22 protein-coding genes are annotated in these 25,351 nt (G+C 35.7%); 16 read left to right on the forward strand and 6 right to left on the reverse strand.

Translation table 11 applies throughout. From position 1 onward, the window contains the following. Nucleotides 1–8: 8 nt before the first annotated feature. Complete coding sequence (locus FFR60_RS05620) at nt 9–1,406, reverse strand: glycoside hydrolase family 1 protein (protein WP_137663395.1); 1,398 nt, start codon at nt 1,404–1,406, stop codon at nt 9–11. Continuing rightward, nucleotides 1,407–3,443, reverse strand: coding sequence for a PTS sugar transporter subunit IIABC (locus tag FFR60_RS05625; RefSeq protein ID WP_137663396.1), 2,037 nt, complete (start codon nt 3,441–3,443; stop codon nt 1,407–1,409). Between the two features lie 309 nt (nt 3,444–3,752). Here FFR60_RS05625 and FFR60_RS05630 point away from each other — a divergent pair, with 309 nt between their 5' ends. Genes FFR60_RS05630 through FFR60_RS05650 form a run of 5 tightly spaced genes read left to right on the forward strand, consistent with a single transcriptional unit; the run spans nt 3,753 to nt 8,903 of the window. After that, nucleotides 3,753–4,826 (forward strand): nuclear transport factor 2 family protein, encoded by a 1,074-nt coding sequence (locus FFR60_RS05630; RefSeq protein WP_171004877.1) that lies wholly within the window; start codon nt 3,753–3,755, stop codon nt 4,824–4,826. Continuing rightward, nucleotides 4,805–5,743 (forward strand): hypothetical protein, encoded by a 939-nt coding sequence (locus FFR60_RS05635; protein ID WP_137663398.1) that lies wholly within the window; start codon nt 4,805–4,807, stop codon nt 5,741–5,743. The genes FFR60_RS05630 and FFR60_RS05635 overlap by 22 nt, the downstream gene beginning before the upstream one ends. Nucleotides 5,744–5,757: 14 nt before the next feature. After that, nucleotides 5,758–6,849, forward strand: a complete 1,092-nt coding sequence (locus tag FFR60_RS05640; protein ID WP_171004878.1) for a nuclear transport factor 2 family protein — start codon at nt 5,758–5,760, stop codon at nt 6,847–6,849. A gap of 59 nt (nt 6,850–6,908) precedes the next feature. Continuing rightward, on the forward strand, nt 6,909–8,003 hold the full coding sequence (locus FFR60_RS05645; RefSeq protein ID WP_137663400.1) for an oxidoreductase: 1,095 nt from the start codon (nt 6,909–6,911) through the stop codon (nt 8,001–8,003). A 51-nt stretch (nt 8,004–8,054) separates the two neighbouring features. Next, nucleotides 8,055–8,903, forward strand: a complete 849-nt coding sequence (locus FFR60_RS05650; protein ID WP_171004879.1) for a PRD domain-containing protein — start codon at nt 8,055–8,057, stop codon at nt 8,901–8,903. A 373-nt stretch (nt 8,904–9,276) separates the two neighbouring features. Here the strand turns inward: FFR60_RS05650 and FFR60_RS05655 are convergent, their stop codons facing one another. The 4 genes from FFR60_RS05655 to FFR60_RS05670 all read right to left on the reverse strand — a co-directional run bounded on the left by FFR60_RS05655 (nt 9,277) and on the right by FFR60_RS05670 (nt 11,907). Next, nucleotides 9,277–9,696: a DUF4279 domain-containing protein gene (locus FFR60_RS05655; RefSeq protein WP_137663402.1), complete on the reverse strand. Its 420-nt coding sequence runs from the start codon at nt 9,694–9,696 to the stop codon at nt 9,277–9,279. A gap of 180 nt (nt 9,697–9,876) precedes the next feature. Beyond that, nucleotides 9,877–11,118: a replication initiation factor domain-containing protein gene (locus FFR60_RS05660; protein WP_137663403.1), complete on the reverse strand. Its 1,242-nt coding sequence runs from the start codon at nt 11,116–11,118 to the stop codon at nt 9,877–9,879. Between the two features lie 201 nt (nt 11,119–11,319). Then, a complete protein-coding gene (locus tag FFR60_RS05665) occupies nt 11,320–11,565 on the reverse strand; it encodes a hypothetical protein (protein ID WP_137663404.1) in 246 nt (81 codons plus the stop codon). Between the two features lie 78 nt (nt 11,566–11,643). Next, nucleotides 11,644–11,907: a terminase small subunit gene (locus FFR60_RS05670; RefSeq protein WP_137663405.1), complete on the reverse strand. Its 264-nt coding sequence runs from the start codon at nt 11,905–11,907 to the stop codon at nt 11,644–11,646. A gap of 162 nt (nt 11,908–12,069) precedes the next feature. Here FFR60_RS05670 and FFR60_RS05675 point away from each other — a divergent pair, with 162 nt between their 5' ends. The 11 genes from FFR60_RS05675 to FFR60_RS05725 all read left to right on the forward strand — a co-directional run bounded on the left by FFR60_RS05675 (nt 12,070) and on the right by FFR60_RS05725 (nt 25,308). Continuing rightward, complete coding sequence (locus FFR60_RS05675) at nt 12,070–12,756, forward strand: helix-turn-helix domain-containing protein (protein WP_249354960.1); 687 nt, start codon at nt 12,070–12,072, stop codon at nt 12,754–12,756. A 109-nt stretch (nt 12,757–12,865) separates the two neighbouring features. Next, on the forward strand, nt 12,866–14,014 hold the full coding sequence (locus FFR60_RS05680; protein ID WP_137663406.1) for a site-specific integrase: 1,149 nt from the start codon (nt 12,866–12,868) through the stop codon (nt 14,012–14,014). A 458-nt stretch (nt 14,015–14,472) separates the two neighbouring features. Then, nucleotides 14,473–16,806: an AAA family ATPase gene (locus FFR60_RS05685; RefSeq protein WP_171004880.1), complete on the forward strand. Its 2,334-nt coding sequence runs from the start codon at nt 14,473–14,475 to the stop codon at nt 16,804–16,806. A gap of 71 nt (nt 16,807–16,877) precedes the next feature. After that, on the forward strand, nt 16,878–20,750 hold the full coding sequence (locus FFR60_RS05690; RefSeq protein WP_137663408.1) for a SpaA isopeptide-forming pilin-related protein: 3,873 nt from the start codon (nt 16,878–16,880) through the stop codon (nt 20,748–20,750). Nucleotides 20,751–20,920: 170 nt separating this feature from the next. Further along, nucleotides 20,921–21,235: a YdcP family protein gene (locus tag FFR60_RS05695; RefSeq protein WP_137663409.1), complete on the forward strand. Its 315-nt coding sequence runs from the start codon at nt 20,921–20,923 to the stop codon at nt 21,233–21,235. A 19-nt stretch (nt 21,236–21,254) separates the two neighbouring features. Continuing rightward, nucleotides 21,255–21,614 (forward strand): YdcP family protein, encoded by a 360-nt coding sequence (locus tag FFR60_RS05700; RefSeq protein ID WP_137663410.1) that lies wholly within the window; start codon nt 21,255–21,257, stop codon nt 21,612–21,614. 23 nt (nt 21,615–21,637) lie between these two features. Next, nucleotides 21,638–21,922, forward strand: a complete 285-nt coding sequence (locus tag FFR60_RS05705; protein WP_137663411.1) for a hypothetical protein — start codon at nt 21,638–21,640, stop codon at nt 21,920–21,922. 15 nt (nt 21,923–21,937) lie between these two features. Beyond that, a complete protein-coding gene (locus tag FFR60_RS05710) occupies nt 21,938–22,216 on the forward strand; it encodes a hypothetical protein (protein WP_137663412.1) in 279 nt (92 codons plus the stop codon). A gap of 30 nt (nt 22,217–22,246) precedes the next feature. Continuing rightward, nucleotides 22,247–23,644, forward strand: a complete 1,398-nt coding sequence (locus FFR60_RS05715) for an FtsK/SpoIIIE domain-containing protein (protein WP_443093128.1) — start codon at nt 22,247–22,249, stop codon at nt 23,642–23,644. A gap of 189 nt (nt 23,645–23,833) precedes the next feature. Continuing rightward, the gene (mobT, locus tag FFR60_RS05720; RefSeq protein ID WP_137663413.1) at nt 23,834–25,018 is read left to right on the forward strand and encodes a MobT family relaxase; all 1,185 of its coding nucleotides are present in this window, start codon (nt 23,834–23,836) and stop codon (nt 25,016–25,018) included. Further along, complete coding sequence (locus tag FFR60_RS05725) at nt 25,015–25,308, forward strand: hypothetical protein (RefSeq protein ID WP_137663414.1); 294 nt, start codon at nt 25,015–25,017, stop codon at nt 25,306–25,308. Before mobT ends, FFR60_RS05725 begins: the two co-directional genes overlap by 4 nt. Nucleotides 25,309–25,351: the final 43 nt, after the last annotated feature.

Below are 25,351 nucleotides of genomic sequence, written 5' to 3' on the forward strand. Positions count from 1 at the left end.
GGTCCCCCTTAAAATGTTCCTCTATTTTTGATAAGTTCTTTGTACCAATAGAAGGAATCCTTTTTGTATCTCTTCAAATCACTTAACTCTTCATCTGATCTATTTACGTAGACAAATCCATACCGTTTCCGAATTCCTTGATGAGTAGAAATTAAGTCAATTGCAGACCATGGACAATAACCAATAACAGGAACACCATCTTCTACGGCTTTCGCCAATTGAGCAATATGTTGTTCGTAGTAGAAAATTCGTTCTTCATCGTGAATTGTTCCATCTTCTTCTAGTTTGTCATATGTTCCTATCCCATTCTCCGAGATCAAAAGCGGAAGTTTATATCTATCATAGACTTCTCGTAGAGTAACTCTAAAGCCAACAGGATCTATTTCCCAACCAAAATCAGTTTCTTTTAAATATGGATTGTTAACTTGGCGATAGTAGCCTTCTTCTGCCATAGCAATTTGTTGATCTCCATATTCTCCAGAAGATTCTTCCTTATTCGTATTTTCCTCAACAGTCATCGTATTATAATAATTTACAGCAATGAAATCTGGCTTGGCCTGTTTCAATAACTCCATATCTCCATCTTCAATATGAGGAAGATAATCGCGATCTTTTAGATAATTCCATGCTTGGAAGTTATACTGTCCATAAACAGACAGATCTAAATAAAGCCAATTTCGGATTGCTGTTGCATTCATAGCTGCCAAATAGTCTTCTGGACTACAAGACTTTGGATAAGCTGGAGAAATATTGGGTGCTGGTCCAATTTTCGCATTAGGAGCCAACTCATGACATAAAATTGTAGCCTTGGCTTGTGCAATCTGCATATAGTGATTTTGCTGATAAAGTCCTTTCCATTGTTTCTCTTGTTCTAAAGATGTACCAATGACATTCCCATGTAAAATCATTACATTTTGCTCATTAATTGAGAGGAAATAAGGAACTTTTTCTCCATACTCTGAAAAAACAATTCTACTAAACTCTTCAAAGGCATCAATAGTAGCAGGATTTGACCAACCACCTTCTTTTTCCAATGCATAAGGAAGATCAAAATGAAACATTGTGGCAATAGGTATAATGTCATACTTGAGGCACTCATCAATTAGTCTATGATAAAAATCTATTCCTTTTTTATTCGATTTCCCTTTACCGTTTGGTAGTATACGCGTCCAAGCAATCGAAAATCTATAAGCTTTTAACCCCATTTCCGAAAAAAGTTTAATATCCTCTTTGTATCGATTGTAATGATCAACACATACTTTAAAATCACTGGTATTTTCAAAAACCTCTTTTACATCCTGAACACTTTTTCCTTTATTATCAAAATCCCATGCCCCCTCAATTTGGTACGCACTTGTAGATGCTCCCCATAAAAAGTCCTTGTCGAATTTAAAATTTTGTTTCATTTAATCTCCTCTTTCTTCAAAGTGAAAGAAATCTTTTTCTTTCGCATTTATTTTTCCTGATTTATCCAATTGAACCTTACGATTTGGTAAATTGGTAAAAATAATCGGGCTGATTACAGAAACCTGTGATTTAAGACTTTCTAAATCTACTTTCATAATCAATTGTCCCGCTTCGATAAATGAACCTTGTTCAACAAGCACCTCAAACGGAACACCGTCCAATTTGACAGAATCAACTCCGACGTGTATTAAAATTTCTTTTCCTTCGTCTGAAATAATACCTATTGCATGCTTTGTCGGGAAAATATTATCTACTTTACCATTAACAGGAGAAAAAACCTTTCCATCAGCTAACTCAATTGCAAAGCCAGTTCCCATCATTTCTTCAGAAAAAACTTTATCTGGTACTTTATCGATACTTAATAAATTTCCCTCCATTGGTGATAAGATGATTTCTGAAACACCAATTTCTCCTAATTTTGAAGACGTAACATTATCACTTTTAGATGGTACTTTCCCTTCCATGATTGATTTGATTTGTTCCTTCAAAAATGCAGCCTGAGTTCCGAATATAATTTGTAATGATGTTCCCACTTGCATTACACCGCTGGCGCCCATGTCAACAAAAGCATCTTTATCTACATTTTCAAGTGAGTTCAAACTCACTCTCAGTCTAGTCGCACAAGCATCAATACTTGAAATATTACTTTTCCCTCCTAATTCGTTGTAAACAGAATAAGCCAAATCAGGAGCGTCTTCTTCAGTACCAGAGTGTTCAATAATTTCATCCTCTCTACCAGGAGTTTTGAAATTGAATACTTTAATAATGAATTTGAATAAAAAGTAATATAGAACTCCTACAACCAAATTAAGCGGAATAATGAGAGCCCATCCGGGGGCATTTTGTAACACACCATATACTACGAAATCCATTATTCCTCCACAAAATGTGGAACCTACGTGCACTCCTAAAAGATTAAGAATAGGGAATGACAAAGCCATAAAGAATGAATGGATAATATATAATGGGAACGTAGTGAATAAGAAGACAAATTCAATTGGTTCAGTTATGCCCGTGAATAATACCGTAACAATACCCGCGCTGAATAATCCTAAAATACGTTTTCTATTCTCCGGTTTCGCCATTTTCGTAATAGCTAACGCAGCAGCAATACAAAATGCGGGGAACAAATAGCACCCTCCTGAAAAACTTCCAGCAGTTACAGGCACCCCATCAGCAATTTGGGCTAAGAAAATGTTGATATCACCATGAACAATTTCCCCTGCTGTCGTAGTATAATTTCCAAATTGGAAGAAAAATGGTGGGTACCACAAATTGTGTAACCCAAAAGGTATCAATAAGCGATTGACTAATCCAAAGATATAAAGTGTTATAGGACTTTGTGAATTAACCATCGTATCCGCTAATCCTAAAATTCCACTCTGAATTGTTGGCCAAATTAAGGCGAAAGGAATTGCCACAATAGAACTAATCACTACACTAATGATTGGCACAAATCTCTTTCCTTGAAAAAAGGACAATGCCTGCGGAAATTGTATGTTTTTAAACTTTTTATATGCCCAAGCGACAGTTAGACCAACGACAATCCCAGAGAAAATACCTGTTTGTAAAGTTGGTGTTCCTAATACAGTTGTATACATTGCTGGATCTTTTTCCATTGTTTCTGCAGTAATTCCTAAATAGCTACCTATTGCAGCATTAAGAGTTAAGAAGGAGATCACAGCACTTAATGCTGCTACACCATCATGATCACTCAATCCTTCCGCAATCGCGACTGCAAATAGAATCGGCAAATTTCCAATAACAAGTCCCCCAATAGTGCTAAATAAGGAAGCAATCGCAACGACTACCGCTGAACCTAAAATCGGAATATCTTGAACAAATGTTTCATTTTGCATGATTGTTCCTAAGCCCAGTAATAGTCCACCAACTGGAATAACAGCGATAACGATCATCATTGCTGGACCAAATTTCTGTAGTTTATCGAGTACAGATTTTCCAATAGTATTCTTCATTTGTTTTCCCTCCAAAAAAAATAGGCACAAAAGACCCAAACCAATATGGTTGAGGATCTTTTGCACCTAATTAAATAGTTATGCAAAAATATTTAGTTTAACAGCTGTCACATGTATTGTAGTATCACCTCAAAACAAAGTCAATCTCTTTTTGAGATTAAAAAAACATTGACACATCATATGTTATGCGCTTACAATAAGCTTAACAGCTGTCAATAAAAAGAATACCATGTATAACTATTAAATTAGGTACATAAAGAATCCCCATATAATGGGATCTTTATGTGCCTTTTTGATTTGGAGGAAACTATGACCCATTTAAAAAAATATATTGATTTTTATTCAGGAGATAACAGAAAAGAAATATTCAAACAGTTCTACTGTCTTATGACCGCTCTCCGGAATAATGATCTAAATAATCCAGAAGCTTTTTTTACTAGTGATTGTATAGCCGATATTAGTATGACTGGACACTTTGAAAGTGTTCAAGAAGTATCGAAAGGCTTACAGTGGCCAGGACCAATTATGGACATACAGCGTATTACAATTTGGAACTTCGTCGCACGTTCTCACAACGGAATAGCTCAGCAAAGTGCTTATGTTCAATGCATATATGCTAAAAAAGAGAGTCAGTTTATTCACCCTTTCGTCTTTGGTGGACATTTCGTGAATACATTCAAAAAAACAGATAATGGTTGGAAAATTTCTAATCTCAAATTTGATTTAATGTATGAGAGTGGAAATAATTCCTTTGTGAAAGATCATTGGAACCTTATTGATTATGGCATCTTTTATGGACACAAACCAATAATCAATGCTGAAATTGATTCTCCTTGGCATGTGATTCCTCATGACGAAGAGGAACAAACAGACGTGGAAAAAATTTTTGAAACAGAATTTAAACTAAACTTCGGTATGGATGGAGGCAATTTTGAAATGACCGCCTCAACGTTTACTGAAGATGTTCAGTTTAAAATGTCAGCACATAAAAATATCAATAAATATAATCCAACCCAAACCGATGGTGATTACTTTGGAATTGCAGAATGTAATAATTTTTTGAAATCAAAACACCATAAGGAGCCACGTTTACAACATACAGACACTATGGGTGACATAGTGATTGATGGAAATGAAGCGACCGCCTATATGTTTCGAAGTGAATTCAATCGGATTGCCAATCAGATATATAAGCCAAGCAACATTTATACCAATGTAAATACTGTTCTTCATATTAATAAATTTAGAAAGATAGATGATGAATGGAAGTTATCTGAATTTACTTATCATCCTGTATTAGATTTCGTTGAAGTTCCTAGAGAATTACTTTGCTATGATGACTTAATTTGTGGAGGTAAAAAATGGTCAACTATCAAAATATAATTAATACGTTTCTTGTCGCTTATACGGAAAAAGATTTAAAAACTATGTCTAGCATCTTGGTACCTGATATTAGAATAAACTTCTCAAATTTAGGTAGTTTCGAGGGTAATAAAAATGTCGTCAAGGCGCTCACCTTTGAAGATAATTTTAGTATTTCGTCAATAAGTACTACCGGAAGTATGGGATACTCTTTAAATGATAAATACATCAATGCTATTACAGCTCATCACATGGTTGCAAACGAAAAATACAACATCCTCTATCCTTTTACCTTTGGCGGAAAATACGTTTTTGTAATAAACAATGTCACAAATCTAATTGAGGAAATTTATTTTGTCTTAGAGTATCAAGCAGAAAACACAAGTTACTTTATAAATAAATGGGGCTTTTCTACAGGAAAAAATGAATACGATATTCTTGAAAGTTATGATCCATCTACTTTCTTAGACAGCTTAAAATTTGAAAAAGATACTGTTAAAAAAATTAAAATGATTTCTTCTCTTTTCTTTTGGTGTTTAGATACTTATGATTCAGATACTATTTTTAAGCTAATCACTCCTGACTTTTTTATGCAGAGAGATCAATCAGTTGGCGATAAAGTATTTTCATGTACAAAAGGAAACTTGCAAAAATTTATTTTAGATACGAAGAACTATTTTGATCTAGATCAAAATAGCTTAGCAATAAATGACATCAAGCTCGATGATGAAGTAGCTACTGTTTTAGGTCAGCATCTAACTCCTCATAGACTTGGAACGAAAAAATTGAATGCACTAACTAAATATCATACTTTTTTTGATGAAGACATCATGATTGAATTTTCTAAATCAGATAAGAGTGATTTAAAGATTAAAAAGATAGTCATGACAAAAGCAGCTGATGTCCATTATAACCGTATCTCGATCCTCAATTACTAGATATGGAGGTCAATATGAATAATATCGTAAACTATCTTGCTTTTTATTCTGGTGAAAACCGAAAACAGATATTTAACCTATTCTATAATTTTTCAAAATATTGGAGAGACAATGACATGGTTAAGATGGCATCGCTTCTAACAGATAATTGTATTCTTGATATTAGTATGACTGGTCACTTTCAAGGTAAAAAATTTCTTTCACAAGCTCTGAGTTGGCCCGGTCAAAATATGGATATCAGAATACTGAATTTTTCAAACTTTGTTTGCCGTAGTCATAATGGTATCGCTCAACAGAGTGCCTATACACAGCACAAGTATGCTGTTAAAGATAATGATGAAATGACTGTTCATCCATTCATCTTTGGCGGTCAATTCTGTAATACCTTGGAGAAAGTAAATGGCACTTGGCTTTTTTCACATATTCGATTTGATTTGATGTATGAATATGGGAATAACTCATTTGTAAAAGACAATTGGAATTTGATCGATTATACCAAATTTTATGGTCATCAACCGATGATTAATCCGGAAATTGAATCTCCCTGGCGACATATTCCTGTAGATGATGAACCACAGTCAGATGAAGAGCAAGTATTTGAGTTAGAATTTAAAAATAACTTTGGAATGGACGGAGGAGATTTTTCTCTATGTCATGAAGTATTTTCTGATGATATTTTTCTTGATTACACTAGTCACAAAAACATGAATAAGAGCGATCCACTAAGTATTGATGGTACCTACTCTGGACGTAAAGAAGCTGTGAATTTTTTCAAATCAAAACAACATAAAGAAGCGAGATTACAACATACTACTAGCATGGCAGAAATTCAAATAGAAGGCAATACTGCTAGGGCGTATATGATTCGAAGTGAATTTAACAGGATCAAAAATTTTATCTACAATGCTGAAACGATATTCCATCACCCCTTAACCGCCATTCATGTCATTGATGCACAAAAAGAAAATGGCCTTTGGAAAATGAAAGAGATGAGATATTATCCAATAATTCATTTAGTTTCCACTTCTCCATCTGGCCTTTGTTTCGATGAAATGCTTTGTCTCAATAAGCATTGGAAAAACTTAAAAAAAGAATTGCATATATAAAAAAGCAAAGTTACTTATATTAATTCACTGGTTTCGTTAGTTGTCAATTGGAGGACATAATGAAAAAAAATAATGAACTACTTTTTCCCTATACATTTCCTAATGGTGCCGTAATCTCTAATAGAATTGCAATGGCGCCAATTACTACTAAAGGATCAAGCTATGACGGTTTTGTCTTAGAAGAAGATATTGATTTCTATAGTACACGTTCTTCTGCCGCAGGCTTAATCATAACCGGTGCAACCTCAGTCTCTGTTCATGGTGAAGCATTTTCTTATCAATTTTCAATTTCAGATGATCGCTTTATTGAGGGGTTAAGTAGATTAGCAAAAGTGATGAAAAAAGATGGTGGAAAAGCAATTTTGCAAATCTATCACGGCGGACGCCAAGCAAATGTATCACAAAAAAAGTTAGGTTATGCCCTATCTCCTAGTTTTATAGACTTTCCATTCCTTGATTATGATGTTCGGGAGATGAGTGTTGAGGAAGTTTGGTCAGTAATTAAAGACTTTGGTAAAGCAACAAAAAGAGCAATTGCTGCTGGTTTTGACGGAGTCGAAATACATGGTGCAAATCATCACTTAAATCAACAATTTTTCTCCGCTTATTCAAACAAAAGAAAAGATTTCTTTGGAGGAGATTTAAGAAAAAGAATGAATTTTCCTTTGGAAGTAGTAAAAGAAGTAAAAGATACTATTCAAAAAAGTGCAGCCAATGATTTTATTATTGGTTATAGAATCACCCAAACAGAAATTCATGGAGATAATATTGGCTACACTATTGATGATGCGTTACAATTAATTGATGAAGTCGTTAATCTTGGAATTGATTACTTACACGTGTCACGGCCAGAGTATGGAGACCTGATCAAAGAATGTATCAACGGACGTGCTGCATATATCTTCATGCCTAGAGCAACTAGCCAAGAGGAAGTTTACGATGCAATAAATCTGGGAGATATTGTTGCTATAGCTCGACTCGCTATTTTAAACCCTAGTTATGTAAAAACAATAAAGAAACAACCTGATAGAATTACTTACCAGATCAATCCGGATACAGATATAAATAAGCTAAAACTGCCGAAAAAGCTTAAGTTATGGTTTAATGATCCGATCTCCAATATCCCAAAATTCAATGGTGTCGAGTATCTATAATAAATATATAGTAACTACTGTTCTGCTTTATAAAACGAAAGGATGGTAGACATGGGACGTTATATTATAAAAAAAGTTTTAACAAATAATATTCTTTTAGCTCTTGAAGATGAAAGAGATGGCGAAGAAGTATTTCTAATCGGTAAAGGAATCGGTTTTAGTAAAAAAACTAAAGACATCATCATTTCTTCAAAAGTAGATAACGTCTTTGTTCTAAAGGATAGGTATGAGAAAAAACTATACTCCCAATTACTTGAAAATACCTCGCTAAAAATTGCTGAAATATCAGGCGAGGTAGTGGCTCTCATTCAAGAAAATATTTCGGAGAAACTGGATGAGCATATCCATATAGCTCTTACTGATCATATTTCATTTTTAATTAGAAGAATAAAGATGGGCATACCGATAGAAAACCCTTTTGCGTTAGAATTGCAGGCCCTCTATTCAAAAGAATTTGAAGTAGCAAAAAAAGTTGTTTCATTTTTAGAAAAAGAATTTGAATTGAGCATACCTGAAGGTGAAGTTGGACTAATCACTTTACATATTGTTAGTTCAGTCAAGGGAGAAACTATTGAAGACATGCAGAAAATGTCTTTACTAATAAGTAAATTAGTGCAAATAATCGAAGATTCTATTGAAATTGAAATTGATAAAAATAGTTTAGATTATGTAAGATTAGTGACTCATTTCAAATTCGCTATTGAAAGAATTAAACGAAATGAAACGATCCAAATCCCTGAGGAAATGGAAGTTATTTTAGAAAATAATTATGCACGTAGCTTTTCGCTTGCTTGGCGAATCGTTAAAGTCATGCAACAAGAGTTAAATGCGACAATCAAAAAATCCGAAGTTGGTTACATTGCTCTTCATCTTTATAGATTTGGAGTCGAAAAGTTTTAGTCTTTATCATAGCATAGGTGGTGAGCGATTAATTCGCTCGCCTACCTCTCGATATGAGTATGGATCTTTTTGCGTCTCGCCTTCGAATTCGCCCTCAATACAAACTCTTTTTCGCAAGCCTCATAGATAGATAATCTTTCCGCCATTCTATCAATGTCATTCCACTATTGTTTGTACTCAGTTCATCATCATAAAACAAGAGAAAAGTCATCTTCCAAAAAACGGACGGAAAAGATATACGTCATTATTTCTCTAACAGACTTAAGAAGAGTTACGTTCTTCACAACAAAGACATGCTTATTTCATTGAACTAGCCTCTATTTATTCAATTATTTAAGTTACTTCCGCTGTTCAAGCTTAGACTTATCAATATTCACTCTTTATCTTTTGAATCAAAAACATAATAGTCGATATCAATAGCAGTCTCTGTTTCTGAACAAAAATCGATTACTTCTTTACTAGGGCTTATGCACGGATGTATTTCATCGATATATATTGAAGGTACGATCTCCAATGAAAACGATAGATCAAAATCAGCCTTTAGACGTTTCAGTTCTTTTTTTTTAGGTATTAATTCTTTTAGTGTGTTATGCATTTGATTTTCGACAAAAACATCGTACTCCTCACAAAGTCCAAATTTCCATGCCGCAAAATCAAATTTTCTTCCATTCTCTTTCTCATCACCGATCCGCCATTGCTCGAATGGCTGCAAGTTCAAATATCTCGTGATGTCATCAGGTTCAAAATCTCCTGTAATGCTGAAATAAGTATAGCAACTGGTTTTATCTGTCATAAGCTGTCCTTTCTATTCATTTTTATCTATTTAACTTGCTATAAAACCTATCATACCGCGGAAAATAAAAAAATATCCCATTTATGATACGGCTTCACATATCTCAAATGGATGGTATTTGTTCTATAACTTCATAGTACCAATGAGTTAATGATCGCACCTTTCGATTTAGAGGTCAATTTAATCCTCCCCTGACTCTTGAAACCACGCCAAATAGTTTTCATGCTCTTTACTTAGTTCGGCTTTCTCAAGAGTCCTTGCAACATAATCGTCTCCTTCTATCTCATCTATTTTCTGCAATAATTTTAAGGTTGGCGCTACCTGTATTTCAAACCAGTGTTCTGATCGTTCGATTGAAAATCCTTTTGCTTTCATACTAAAATTCAACTCTCCCACTGTCCGAAACATCTTTGCCCAGCGCTCGTTGACAATTTTCGTATCTGAATCCAAAAGATCATACACGATCACTTTGCTATTGATTAAACCTGCACCAATCTCTCCGAGTCTTTTCCCATAAATAATCTGTTTGATCACTTCCATTGCCTTAACGTCGCTACAACGAACTTCATATCGATTATAAATTTCGTATTTCAACAATGCGTCATCCTCGGATAGACCTTCTTTATTCGCTAGTTCAAATCGTTTTTCATAAAAATTAAAGAAAAGGGGCGATTTTCTAGAACCAAAATAGAGTGATAATCCTTTATTTCTACTATTACCATCCGCGTCCTTTATAGACCCGCCATAGTTTTCAAAGGTTTTAAATCGATCGCTTATCAATCCTTTAGGGCGCTTTTCTAAAATAGAGAATAGATCGAAATACTCGCTATCTTCTCGTGTCCAGAACTCATCCATCGCAATATCAATTCGACTACATTGCACTCGGCTATAACAACTTTCCAACTTTCCTTGTTTCTGCCAGATTTCAGATAGAAATCCTTGCCAGTCTGTTTGTTTTTTTTCTAATTGTCGTTCATATTCTCGGCATCCTTGTCCTGAAAATTGTACAAGAACATTTCTGTTCATTTTTTTCTCGTGCGAGAACACCCAAATATTTTCACAGACAGACACACGATCAAACAGGTAGAGTCCTGTTGGTCTCGTTTCAAAGTCTTCCTCCTCCATACCCAAAACACGAGTGATGATTTCTTCAGGAGTCACATCAAAGAAGGATAATCGCAAATAATCAATCATCACTCGCATGTCTGCACCTTCTTTCACACACAATCGAAAGTAAGTATCCAGTGTTTCTTTTACACTATTGGGAATGGCTCGTTTTCCACGTTCCATCTTTTCGTAATAGGACAGAGAGACGTTTAAAATTTCTGCAAATTTTCGTTGAGGAACAGGGGCTACCTTTTTGTTCTTTCCATCAGAGACGCCTAATTTATATCGGTATTCTCGTAATTCTTTCGGTTCCAATCTACCCTCTCCTTTAAATAACGCTTTTATATTTTCTATTAAAAAGAAAAACGAGCACAAATCGTTAGTATGACTGATTTCTAAATTGTGTGTCCCTTTTAATTATCCGCTAACCGCACAAGCCTTTATCTTCAATATACTTTTTTATTTCAAGCTTATTCACGCTTTTTTTCATTTGTTATTTTATTTCTATCCCCCCTATTAGATAGTGGGGGATGAACGGTTTTGTGCAGGCGCAAGCGCCTGCACTAAAACCATCCACGCACACTTTGGCGTGTGCGTGTGCACTTTACCTGGCTGGCGCCAGTTCCAAGTGCACACGCCACGCTCGTCATAGTAAAACTCATTAACAACGTTATCGCTTTCAATAGTAAGTAAAATTTTTACAACAAGTAAAACTAGATAGATCGATTCTTCTTTTTTTCTGTGGTCAACGAATCTATTCATTCTCGCTCTCTCCAACCTTTATACTCGTAAAATCCTTCAATTTCGTAGTGACTCTTACTCTTGTGCCCCACACATTTTTTATTTTTGATACTGCAATAGCCATTTTCTAACACCTTGCTTACTATAAAGAACCATTCCTGATTCTAGTCGAATCTCTGGACATCCCATATGAACCCATGATTTCAAGGTATTGACACTTACACCAAAATAATTTGCACAATATTTTTGCTTCACAACATCTCGTTCTTCTTTCACGTCTTTCAACGCTTCTTTCATCGTATGGTAAACATCATTAAAATTTTCTTTCTGCCATTCAATCAGTTTTTCGTCAATTGTCGTCATATCTACCCTCTTCTCAAAAAGAATATTAAACTTCTTATAAAACTATAAGTATTCTTTTAACAAATGATACTTCTCTTCTTAAAAGATGTCAATGATTTATTTGTGAATCTTTTACTTCTTAAAAGAATACTAACAAGGTTGATTTATTCAAGGAAAGAAGCTATGATGAAGAAAGAGGTGAATTTGATGATAGAAAATTTTGGATCAAACATTACAAGACTCAGAAAAGATCAAGGATTGTCACAAGAGGAATTAGCAGATAGAGTAGGCTTAAAAAAGCAATCGATCTCAAATATAGAACGCGGAAACAGATACCCCACTTTCGAAACACTGGAGCGAATTGCTTCGGTTTTGAATGCTTCTCCCATACAGTTATTTGGCACATTAAAAGAAATTGCGGTTTCTGACGTCCCAGTGGTATTAAATAGAATTGATGAATATGATGAACGAGTAAGGCAAGTCTTCCAAGCGGAAAAAACGTTGAAAGACATTGGTGAATCTGTAGATAAGCTGGCTAAAAACACTAAATACATTGAGGAATTTTTCTTCAACCATCAACACGCTACAAAGGAAGAAGGCGCTGCGATTGTAGACGAGAACGGAAACTTTGTGTTTCTTGATTCCTTGTTCAAGACGATTCCATTTGACTCCATTGAGAATCTTGTAGAAAAGATTCAATACATTGAACAATTCTGTTCACCAAAAGTTAACTATCACGAAGGAACTCCCGTGTTTGATGAAGAGCACAATGTCGTCACTTCCACAGCAATAGAATCTATTCCTTTTGATAAGATTGATGAAACCTACAATCAAATTAAGTTTATTCTCGATAACAAAGAAAAAATATAAAACAAGGGCTGAATCTTTTCCAAGACATGAATGAAAAAGATTCAGCCCTTAAAAGAAATGAAGTTTCATTTCTTTTCCTATGTGCCCCACACATAAAGGAGAGAAAAAAATGGCAATGTTTCGTGAATATGAATCTAAAAAAGGTAATTTCTGGGAATTGAGAGCTTACCTTGGTCAAAGCGATGAAGGTAAAGAAGTCCGAATTACTCGTAGAGGTTTTAAAACAAAGAAAGCAGCGCAGAAGGAATTAAGTCGTTTACAGGTAGAGTTTGATGAAAACGGGTTACAACATAGACAGTCTATGACATTTCGAGAGTTATATGATTTGTGGCTGGAACAATATCGATTATCTGTTAAACCATCTTCGGTAGCTACAGCAAGGAGATATTGCGAACTTCATGTACTACCAGCTTTTGGCAAAATGAAGATAGATAAAATCACAATTTCCTACTGTCAAAAAGTCGTCAATCGATGGCATTCAAAGTACAAGCAGTATGGTTACCTAAAAAAAGAAGCTCAAAAAATCATGAAATATGGTGTAGCTATCGAGGTCATGAAATCAAATCCCCTGCAAAAAATTATCACACCTAGAAAAAAAGAGGTTGAACAACCTATCAAGTTTTATACCAAAGAGGAGTTACAAACTTTTTTTAAACACTTGGAAAGTATGCGAACAATCAAATTAGAAACATTCTTTCGTGTTATTGCATTCACTGGGATGAGAAAATCTGAAGTTCTTTCTCTACAATGGACTGATGTAGACTTTTCGAAAAAGACCTTGTCAATTGGTAAAACACTCGCTATTGATGAGTTTGGCAAAATCATTATTCAAGAGCCGAAAACAACCAATTCGTTAAGAACAATCAAACTTGATGACATCACTATCCTTAAACTAAGAAATTGGCAAATGGCTCAACGAGAAATGTATTTAAAATTGGGATTCAATACCTTTAGTAAAGATCAATTTCTTTTTACCAATAAGAAAAATGAGCTTTATTATCCGCAAGTTGTTAATGATTGGCTAAAATGGATTTATCAAAAAGCTGAAAAGAATGAATTGGACTTAAAACGGATAACACCCCACGGTTTTCGATTTACTCACTGTAGTTTACTATTCGAAGCTGGTGCGTCAATTAAAGAAGTGCAGTCTCGTTTAGGTCACAAAGATGTTCAAACTACTATGAATATCTATGCTCAAGTAACACCTCAAATGATTGAGGATACAGGTGAAAAATTCGCTAATTATATAGGTTTTTAAGACGGTGTAAATTCCGGTGTAACAATAGGAAATGAAGAAAATAAAAAAACTAGAAACCTCACACATTAAGGTTTCTAGCTAATAAACAAGTCTTACCCCACAGACCCTTCCAGCAAAAGGCTAACTTTTTTCAGGGCTTCTGATAAGCTCTAATCGTTGGTATAACAACATTCTTCTTTTTCTTGGAATCCTGTAAAATGCCAGTGATTTTTGTCAATTGTAGTTAGTTTTGATTTAGTTTTACCCATCATATCTCAGAAAAAAAAAGGATTTTTTGCTCTTTAGTAAGTCCAATTACGAGCTAGAGAAAATACTATATTTAAAATATTAGATATTTGTCAAATTAATCAAGATCCCATTATTCGATTTTATCATCATCCTATAAATTTTAATAGATAATGAAAAGAGAAACCTCTATAATTAAATGTGAAAACACTAACATGTGGAGGAGTGAAGAAATGGGAAATTTAAATATTGATTTATCTTTACAAGACGTTGAAGTATTTGATCCAGTTGATACACCATTATCCTTAATGAACAGAAGCTATATTTTTGGAAAAAATGGGTCAGGGAAAAGTTCCTTTAGTCGTATCGTAAAAAAACAGTGCTCTGATGAATTCGACGTTAGAATATTCACAGGTTTTGAGGGAGTTTTAATTGATGAAAAACTAAATGCAGTTGTATTAGGAGAAGAAAACGAAGAAATAAAAGTAAATATTGATAAAATAGAAGAACAGATTATATGTCTAAATCAAGAAAAAACAGCTATTCAAGAACAACTTTCTTCTCTAATTCTTTCTACAGAAATGGAAACAGTGGGCTTGAAAAAACATAAACTGTTATCTGAATATGAAAAAGCTTTAACTCTAAAAAAAGAACACGATCGTAAATTGGACAATTTCTATAAAGATCAGGCAAGAGAAATCAAAGAAACACATCAAGCACAAATTAATAATACCAATTACAATAAAGTTCAGTTTGTTGCTGATATTCCTAAAGCTCAACAATTAGAAAAAGAAGAGATCAGAAAATACGAAATCATGCTATCTGAAAAATTAAAAGAGAACGTTCCTTCTATAAAGCTACCTAATTTGAATAGTGAGAGTTTGATACACGATGTTAATGAGTTATTGCAAAAAACTGTCAAGGAAACATTTTCTATTAAGGAGTTCAATGAAAACTCAGAAAAAAAAGGTTTTGCAGAAAATGGATGGAAACTGCATAAGCCAAATGATGTATGTGCTTTTTGTGGCAATACTGTAACCGCTGAGCGCATGGAAAAATTAGAACGATATTTTTCAAGTTCAGATATTGAATTATTCCAAAAAGAACTTAATTTATTTAAAACAAATAAATTAGATCCTTTAAAAAAAATGATAGAGGATATCCACATTTTAGATGCTTCTTCATTTTACCACTCTTTCTCCACTCACATTATTGAACTAAATAAAATCATAAAAGAAAAAGTACAGTCATGGTTAACATTTATTTCTGCTTTGAAATTAGCAATCGATAAAAAGAGAGATAATCTTTTTTCTCCTTTAGAACCTTTGAGTATAAGTCCAATTTTAAACTTCGAAAAAGAAAATACTCTTATTAAGGATGTTATTCAAAATAATAATAATTATTCAAGTGAGTTAGATGCTAAGTATCACATAGCTCGAAATTCACTTCGCCTTCACTATGTATCACAATCTCTAAATTTAAAGGGGGAATACAAAAAAGAATGGCAAGGATATGAAATTGAATACTTCAAATCCGAAGAACTTAGTAACTTTTATAATCAAAAGAAAGAAGAACTTGATGAGAAAATCAAGTCTTTAGAAGGAAATGAAAGCAAGCCAGAAAAAGGAACATTGAATTTCATTGTGGCTGAGCTGTCCAAATTAAATGATGATAAACTAAAACTATTAGAAGAAACTAGAAATACTAGCATATTAGCAAGCCGGATAAATGAAAAATTGTTTAGAGTCGGAAAAAATAATATTCAATTGGAATTAGTTGTGAATGATAATCAAGTAGAGCACTACCAAATAAAAGATATTTATGGCACTCGTTCCATTGATAAAGTTTCTACAGGTGAAAAAAATATTATTGCTTTTTTATATTTCATGGAACAACTGGAAATTTCAGAGAAAAACAAAAAGAAGATAATAATTTTTGACGATCCTATGAATTCGAACGACGATACCATGCAATACCTGATTATTACTGAGATTCAAAAGTTATATCAAGGTAAGTACAAAAATCGTTTTGACCTTAATAAGGATTTCATCATTTGTATGACTCATAATGCTCATTTTTATTTAAATGTTCAACCACACGGAAATAGTAAAATCAACAAAAAGAATCCTGATAATCCTAGTGGAAAACTAATTGAAGTATCTAAGTATGACAAAAACACTTTCTATTGGATACAAAACAAAAAATTTACTAAAATCTTATCTGAAACTTCCGATTTGAATACACACTATGAATTTCTTTGGATGGAATTAGGTTCTCTTTATGAAAAAAACATGTTAAATTCTATGCTGAATTCAATGAGGCGTATAATTGAGACATATATTCATTTTAATAAAATTCATCCGGATCAATTTTATGATGATCTAGATGAACATAGGAAACTTTTCAATGTTAATTCTCATGCTGTTGATGATCTTTCGGCGGAGCTTATTGGCAAAAGCAAAGAAGATTTATTAGCTATGTTCCACGAAATTTTCATCAAGAATAATGCAATTGATCATTACAACAATTATAGATGTCATTGGTCAATTCCCCAAGAAAGTTATTAATCTTATATACGAAGGAGGATACTTTCACATAAGGGTCTTCCTTCTATTTAAATCAAATGAAAGGAAACGATATGAAACTAAAAACGAACATTCTAAATAGAACCTTAAGGGTGCTGATGGTCTGCGTGACTTTTATCAGCACCCTTTTTACTTCTCCAATCCCTACTTTTGCCAGTTCATTAAGTCTAGACGAGCCGACTAATTATTATTATACGGGAATCAGTCCTAACACAGGCTATTCAATGACTCATAATATCTACGTACTAAAAATGGATGGCAAAAAAGTCTTCTGTATTGAATCTGGCATTGTAGCAAATGGCGGCGAAGGCTATACACCGGAAACCTATATCAACTCAAAGAAAGATAAACTGTCAAAAATTGCTTATTACGGGTATACAATAACTAGTCAGAGTCATTACGACTATGCCGTAACACAAGCCATGATTTGGGAAGAATTAGGTGACAAACGCCAAAGTACGACGATTCCCAACTATGACCAACGCAAAACTGAAATCATGGCGCTTGTTAATCGACACGATACTCTCCCCTCTTGGAATGGTCAAACAGTCACCGTCAAAGTCGGGGATTCTGTTACGTTAACCGATTCAAATAATGTGTTAGCGGATATGAGCTTAGAATCAAACAACACCAATGCAACCTTAAAACAAAACGCTAATAGTTTAGTGATCACTCCAAGTAAAGATTCTAACAATGGTAGTATTACCTATCTCAAAGTTCCGCAAAATAAAATTGGTACGTCCATTGTCTACCGTAAGCCAAACGAACAATCCATGGTGGAGTTTCACTTAGACAGTGCCAAACAAGCCAGTGTGAAAGTGAATGTGATTAAGCTAGGTACTCTTCAAGCGACTAAGATTGATGAAGAAACTGGCAACCCTTTAGCGAATGCAAAATTGAAATTTGAATATAATGGTACATCAAAAGAAGTAGTGACTGATTCAAACGGAGTAGCTACGGTTAAAGACATTCCCGAAGGAACAACAGTCACCGTTAGTGAAGTAACTGCTCCCAATGGGTATGTGAATAAAGGTGAAATTAAAAAAGTCACTATTAAACCCAATGAAACCATTACGGTAACACTTGGCAATAAAGAACAATTAGGGCAAGTACAGCTTGAAAAGTCTGGTAAAGACTTTGGTACCACAATGCCAAACGACTACTACTCTTTAGGTGGTGCGATCTATGCTATCTACAAAACGGACGGCACCAAGGTTTCTACCATGACCACCGATTCAAACGGTAAGGCGACCTCTCTCCCCTTAAAGCTGGGTAACTATTATGCCCTTGAAACAAAAGCACCTGCTGGTTACCAGCTAAACAAAGAGAAAATTTCTTTTGAGTTAACATATGCAGGACAAACCGTTGAAATCACCACCACCTCTATTTCCCAAGTGGAAAATGAACAAAAAGGAAATGTGACCTTAATTAAGGAAGATGCTAAAACAGGTACCAAAGCACAAGGTGCGGCAACGTTAGATGGCGCCGTGTACGAACTACGCCGGACTGCTGACGATCAATTAATCAAAGAAGTAACGATAAAAGATGGAACGGCAGTTGTTTCTGGCATTAATCTTGATGATTACTATTGGATTGAAACGCAAGCACCCGAAGGCTATTTAAAAGATACAGAAAAACACCCCTTCCAATTAACATATGCCGGACAAACCGTTGAAACGGCTGTCCAATCGACAACGGTCAAAGAAACAGTCATTACTGGTAGCTTTGATCTAGTCAAATTTGGGAACTATGGCTGGTTGACCAACCCCTTTAGTGACAAAGAAATGAAACCGCTGGAAAATGTTGAATTTAGTGTCTACAGTGATACAACAGGGAAATTAGTGCAGAAGGGCTTGACTGATAAGGAAGGCTACTTGAAATTTGGTGAGTTACCTTATGACACATATACCGTTAAAGAAACCAAAACACCCGAAGGCTACAAAGCAACCGTTGATTTCAAGGTGACGATCCATGAACAAAATGAAACACATCACTATGCAATTGAAAATAAGGTCATTGAAGAAAAACTAAAAGTGGTGAAAGTAGACGCTGAAACTGAAAAAGTGATACCTCGTGCTGACGCTGGATTTCAGATTAAAAACCTACAAACAGGGAAATTAGTATCTATGAACAAATTCAACGAAGAAGGTAAAACCGACACCTTCTTTACGAATGATGAAGGGTACCTGCTACTTCCAGAAGCCCTGTCTTATGGTGACTATGAATTGATTGAAGTCCAAGCACCAGAAGGCTATGTTTTAGCAAAAGGACCAATGAAGTTTACAGTTGATGGTTCCCACCAAAACGGCTTAATAGAAATCCACTTCAAGGATTATTCTCAAAAAGGCATTGTAGATTTTACCAAAACAGGACAAATGCCGATCAGTGTGGAAGTAAAAGAATCAGACTATGGACAAGTCTACGAATTTCAATATGATCACACGCCAATTGCTGGTGTGACTTATCGCATTGAAGCTATTGAGGACATTACAACCAATGACGGTACCACTCATGTGAAAAAAGGCGAAACGGTGGTGACCTTAACCACAGATGAACAAGGCACATGGCAATCACCAGAATTATATCTTGGCAACTATCAAGCGGTGGAAGTATCCGCGCCGAATGGCTTCATTGTCGACTCAACCCCTATTCCTTTTGAATTAAAGTATGCTGGCCAATTAGTAGAACTTACGTCTACTTCTCTTACAGCTACCAACGATTTCCAATCTTTAGATATTCAACTATTTAAAGACGAGGAATCAATCGCAGATTGGAAGGAGAATCAGCCCGAATTTGAAGCTATTAAAGGTGATGGGCAAGTTTTCGGACTCTTCACCCGAGAGGAACAACAGTTGTCAGATAAGTTACAAGTACCAGCAGATTCCCTAGTCCGCTATCAAACGGTAAAAGATGGCGTTGCAGCTTTCGATGTGAAATTACCGGAAGGAAAATATTATTTGAAAGAGTTGGACGCTGGAACAAATCATGTACTGGATGAGACGGAATATGACATTGAATTTGCAGCGGAAAATAATCACACTACCTACCCAATTCACATTTATAACGATACAGTTGCTTATGGTAATGAGACTTTAGAACGAATCACTTGTCACCCAATTTTAAACAAACTGCATTTTAATGAGTTCACTATGAAGAAAGTCAATGAACAAGCCAATTTTGATAAAGAACATGGACTGACCTTTACCTACGACACGCTAGGGACTGGTTCCAGCTTCACCCTTGAAACCAAAGACGGTGAAGTTATGCAGGAAGTCGCAATTGATAAAGATGGCTTAGGTGTATTTGAGACTATCCCTGTAGGCACATTCTATTTAAAAGAAAAAGCGCCCTCTTCTGACAAGTTTATTTTGTCTAAAGATGAAATTCGTATTGAATCAACGAAAGATGGGATCAAAGCCTATGACAAAGACAATCAATTATTAGGTGAATCACCTGCACCATCAGAGGAAATCGAAGAACCCATTCTCTTTGAACTTACCAATTACTTGAAAAAAGGAACAGCTGAATTAACCAAAAAAGATGTTTCCACAGGAGAGATATTACCAAATACTGGTATCCGGATCTTAAATGACAAAAAAGAAGTCGTTGTTGAGGGGCGTACCAATGAGAAAGGTGTATTTACATTTGAACAGCTCCCTATTGGCACCTATTACTTCCAAGAATTTGAAGCGCCAGACGGTTATCGCTTGGATGAAACTCCTCTGAAATTTGAAATCAAAGAAGATGGAAAGGTGGTGAAATGTGAGATGACAAATCAAAAACTTGAAACGCCTAAAAGAACTGATCGTTTCCCAAACACTGGTACAACTATGAACAAAAACTTATTAGTTGTAGGATTTGTAGCTGTCACAAGTGCATTAGGATTATTCTACGCTCGCAAGAAAAAAGGCAAAACAACTAATTAGATGCCTATTTACTTTCCCCATTCTATCCCTGCTATCGTGATCTTTTCTTATATGGAAGGATCACTTTTTTTATGGAAAGGAGAATGCTAATGCCCCCTATTCGTTCACCCACTGACAAAGCATGTTTGAGAATGACTCTATGATTAAAGAAAGAAACGAGGAAAAAGACAATGGAATTAAAATATGTGATCCCCAATATAGAAAAAACCTTTGGAATCTTAGAATACGCTGGTGAAGATAAAGTGGAACAGCGTCGAATCAACGGCAAACCTACCATTCTCTCACGTAGTTACAACCTATACTCTACGATCCAACGAGCGGATGATATTGTCGTTGTTTTACCTGCCGAAGCTGGTGAAAAATTCTTTGAGTCTGAAGAAAAAGTACGCTTAGTTAACCCTAAGATTACTGCCGAAGGCTACAAAATCAATAACCGTGGTTTCACCAATTACATTTTAACCGCTGACAATATGGTAAAAGCCTAGAAAGGACAAGTGAATCATTATGAGATTAGCAGAAGGAATTGTTATTGAAAAAGAAAAAACCTTTGGCACATTGAAGTTTTCCGCCTTACGACGTGAGGTGAAAATTATAGATGAAGAAGGCAACGTGACCGAACAAGTCAAAGAACGCACCTATGATTTAAAGTCGAAAAATCAAGGGCGTATGATTCAAGTCAGTATCCCCGCTTCCGCTGGCGAAAAGAATTTTGAGTATAACGCCGAAGTAGAATTGATCAATCCTGTTGCCGATACCGTTGCTACTGCTACTTATATCAGCGCAGATGTCGATTGGTACATTAAAGCGGAGGATATCTTTTTAAAACAAAAAAATAAACCAGCTGAGAAGCAACCTACTAAATAATTCATAAGAAAGGAGACTTGTTTATGAGGCTTGAAGGCAATCAACTCGCTATGGGAGCAATTATCGGGTTAGATGATTTTTTCAAAGATATTGAGAAAACCCTATCCTCCGAAGTCACACTCAATCCCGAACATTTGATCATGGAATTAATTGAACATAGTGTTGAGAAACGGGGAGAAATTGTCAGTTTGGTTATGAGTGAAGCATATAGTAAAACACAAATATCAATAAGCTTTACTTTTGCTATCGGTACAGAATCATTAGAAGAATTGGTGATCATCTATCTTGGTTATCAAGAAGAAGCATAAAGGAGAAAAACAGTTATGATTAAAATTTATTTAGTGACCTCGATTCTGGGAAGAGATGAATTTGAGAACGATATCGAACGTTTGGTGAAACCTGAATTTCGCTTTTATGCGGACGATATCTATGAAGAAATCAGTGAAAAATGGAAAGAAGCAGTCGAGGAAGGAAGTCAGCTATTCATTTATCCAACAGTTGACGCTGAAAAGACCCTTGCTAATCAAGCAGTTGTATTTAAATTTAATGTTGAAGATGAGGACATGATGTTAACGATTCGCTATGCAGGCTGTGATGGATAATCATCATTGGTATTATCGCGGAAAGGAGGTATTTTTATCTTTAAATACAAAGGTAAACGTATTCGAGCCAGCAATAAAAACTTGCTTTATAATACTATTCTTGGTGCTTTTGTGATGGTTGTCCTGCTCGTATTACTTCCTTTTCATTTACGTGCTATCTTGCAGACAAATTGGGAAACTGTCACCTTGACAACAGTTGTCTCTCAACTTCAAACATCCTACTTTTTGGGCAGTCTCCTAACTGCCCTTTTTGTATGCCTACTTATTGGTGGTTTATTCTATCGCTACCGGATTGATGCTATTAAACAGCTGCAACACCGCCAAAAGTTAGCTCGTATGATCCTACAAAATGGCTGGTATGAAGCTGAACAAGTTCAACATGAAGGGCTCTTTAAAGACCTTCCCAACTCTAAAAGCAAAGAGCGAATCACCCACTTTCCCAAGATGTATTACACGCTCAAAGACGGCTTAATTCATATCAATGTGGAAATCACCATGGGAAAATATCAAGACCAACTATTGCGCTTAGAAGACAAACTGGAAACAGGTCTGTACTGTGAGCTAGTTGATAAGGTCTTAAAAGAGACTTATGTGGAGTACACCCTACTCTACGATACCATTGGCAACCGAATTAGCATTGATGAAGTAACAACCAAAGATGGGCGATTAAAGTTGATGGAATCCGTTTATTGGACATACGATTCCCTGCCACATATGTTAATTGCTGGAGGTACTGGTAGTGGGAAGTCTTATTTTATTCTGACGATTATTGAAGCTTTGCTTCATACCAATACTAAGTTGTTTGTACTTGACCCCAAAAATGCCGACTTAGCTGATCTAGCAACAGTTATGTCCAATGTTTATTATCGAAAAGACGATATGTTAGCTTGTATCAATCACTTTTATGGAGAGATGATGGCTCGTAGTGAAGAAATGAAACAGCACCCGAATTACCAGACTGGTCAAAACTATGCTGCTCTTGATCTGCCAGCAAATTTTCTCATTTTTGATGAGTATGTTGCTTTTATGGGTATGCTCGGTCGAGAAAGCCTTGAAGTCATGAGTAAGTTAAAACAAATCGTGATGCTAGGTCGGCAAGCAGGCTTCTTCCTTATTTTAGCGTGTCAACGTCCAGACGCAAAATATTTAGCGGATGGCATTCGCGATCAATTTAATTTTCGAGTAGCGCTTGGACGTATGTCAGAGTTAGGCTATAGCATGATGTTTGGATCGGACACCCAAAAGCAATTCTTTTTAAAACCAATTAAAGGGCGCGGCTATGTAGATGTAGGCACGAGTGTAATTAGCGAGTTTTATACCCCACTTGTTCCTAAAGACCATGATTTTCTGGGAGCAATCGGTCAATTAGCCACCAAAATGCAGGCTGAGCCAGTGGCGGACGAAGTGCAAGCCACAGGTTCAGACTAGCATCGATTGGTGTGGCGCCAGCCACGCCAATCTTTTAGCCCCCGATATCTAACAGGGGGGCACAAAAACAACTAAAAACCAACAATTTTATACTGAAAACTCTTGTACAACAGGCGTTTTAACCGAATGAAGCAGATGTCAACTAGCCATTAATAGTTTACATCTGCTTTTTTGATTGGAGGAATGTGCATGACAAATACCCATGGATGGGGAAAAGAACTAAAAGACAAGCGACTGGATTATGGACTTTCACAAAACAAACTAGCACTAGCAGCTGGCATTACGCGTCCTTACCTTTCTGCAATTGAAAATGGCAAAGTAGTTCCTACGGAACAAGTAAAAGCTTCCCTGTCTGATACATTGGAGCGATTGAATCCGGATGCCCCACTGGAACTACTCTTTGACTATGTACGGATTCGTTTTCCAACGGTTGATGTGGCACAAGTGTTAGAAGCGATTCTTCACCTGAACATGGATTATATGCTTCATGAAGATTTTGCCTACTACTCTTATACTGAACAGTACCGTTTTGGCGACATTACAGTGATGGCTTCGCATGATCCAACTAAAGGGGTATTACTAGAACTCAAAGGCAAAGGCTGTCGCCAATATGAAAATTTTCTATTGGCACAACACCGAAGCTGGTTTGATTTCTTTAAAGACTGTTTGAATGCCCAAGGTGTTTTTAAACGCTTAGACCTTGCGATTAATGATAAGACGGGACTGTTAAATATTCCAGCACTAGCCCAAAAGTGTCAAAGCGAAGAATGTATCTCACTTTTTCGCAGTTTTAAATACTATCGTAGCGGTGAGTTAGTCCACCGTGACGAAAAGACGGACATGGGCAATACGCTTTATGTAGGCTCATTAAAATCAGAAGTCTACTTCTGCATTTATGAAAAGGACTATGAGCAATACGCCAAGAATAATATTCCCTTAGAAAAGGCAGAGGTTAAGAATCGTTTTGAGATTCGCTTGAAAAATGAACGAGCAAGTCATGCGGTCATTGATTTATTGACCCGTCAAGATGTCGAAAAAACTGCCTTTGAAATTATCAATCGCTATATTCGTTTTGTCGATAGAGACGAAAATAAGCGGCGTAGTGCTTGGTCAATGAACCAACAATGGGCATTTTTTATCGGCAAAGATCGCGGTGCCCTGCGTTTAACGACTGAACCAGAACCTTATACGTTTGAGCGTACGCTAAACTGGTTGCGTCATCAAGTCGCCCCAACGCTGAAAATGATCGGCACAATCGACCAATTAAATCAAACAGCCATTTTATCTGAGTTGATCCATGAAGCTAAGCTAACCGAAAAGCATGAAAAACTGATCGAACAACAGTATTTAACCCGTGAAGATGTGATTCTATGAGTAGCCGTTTAACGGAAGAACTTGCCGCTCTCGGCTTTCTTTGTGGGATAGAAATGATTGTCTATAGCCAGAATACCGGAGCATATACAATGTTGATCATTGAAGGAAGTCGTAAAGAGAATGAACCACTCTATCGCTATGATTTTTACAAACAAACCTTTTACCCTCATGGTTCAAACAAGGTTACTGTATATGGCAAAAAGCTAACGTCCCCACAACTGTTAAGGCGTGTAAACCAGTATTTGAAAAACCGAGAAAGGTATTTAGGAAAGGAATCACCACTTAAATAGCAGAATATACCAGCGACTTCTAATAACAGAAGTCGCTTTTTTA

The organism is Enterococcus hulanensis (assembly GCF_005405485.1).
Classification (GTDB): Bacteria; Bacillota; Bacilli; order Lactobacillales; family Enterococcaceae; genus Enterococcus_A; species Enterococcus_A hulanensis.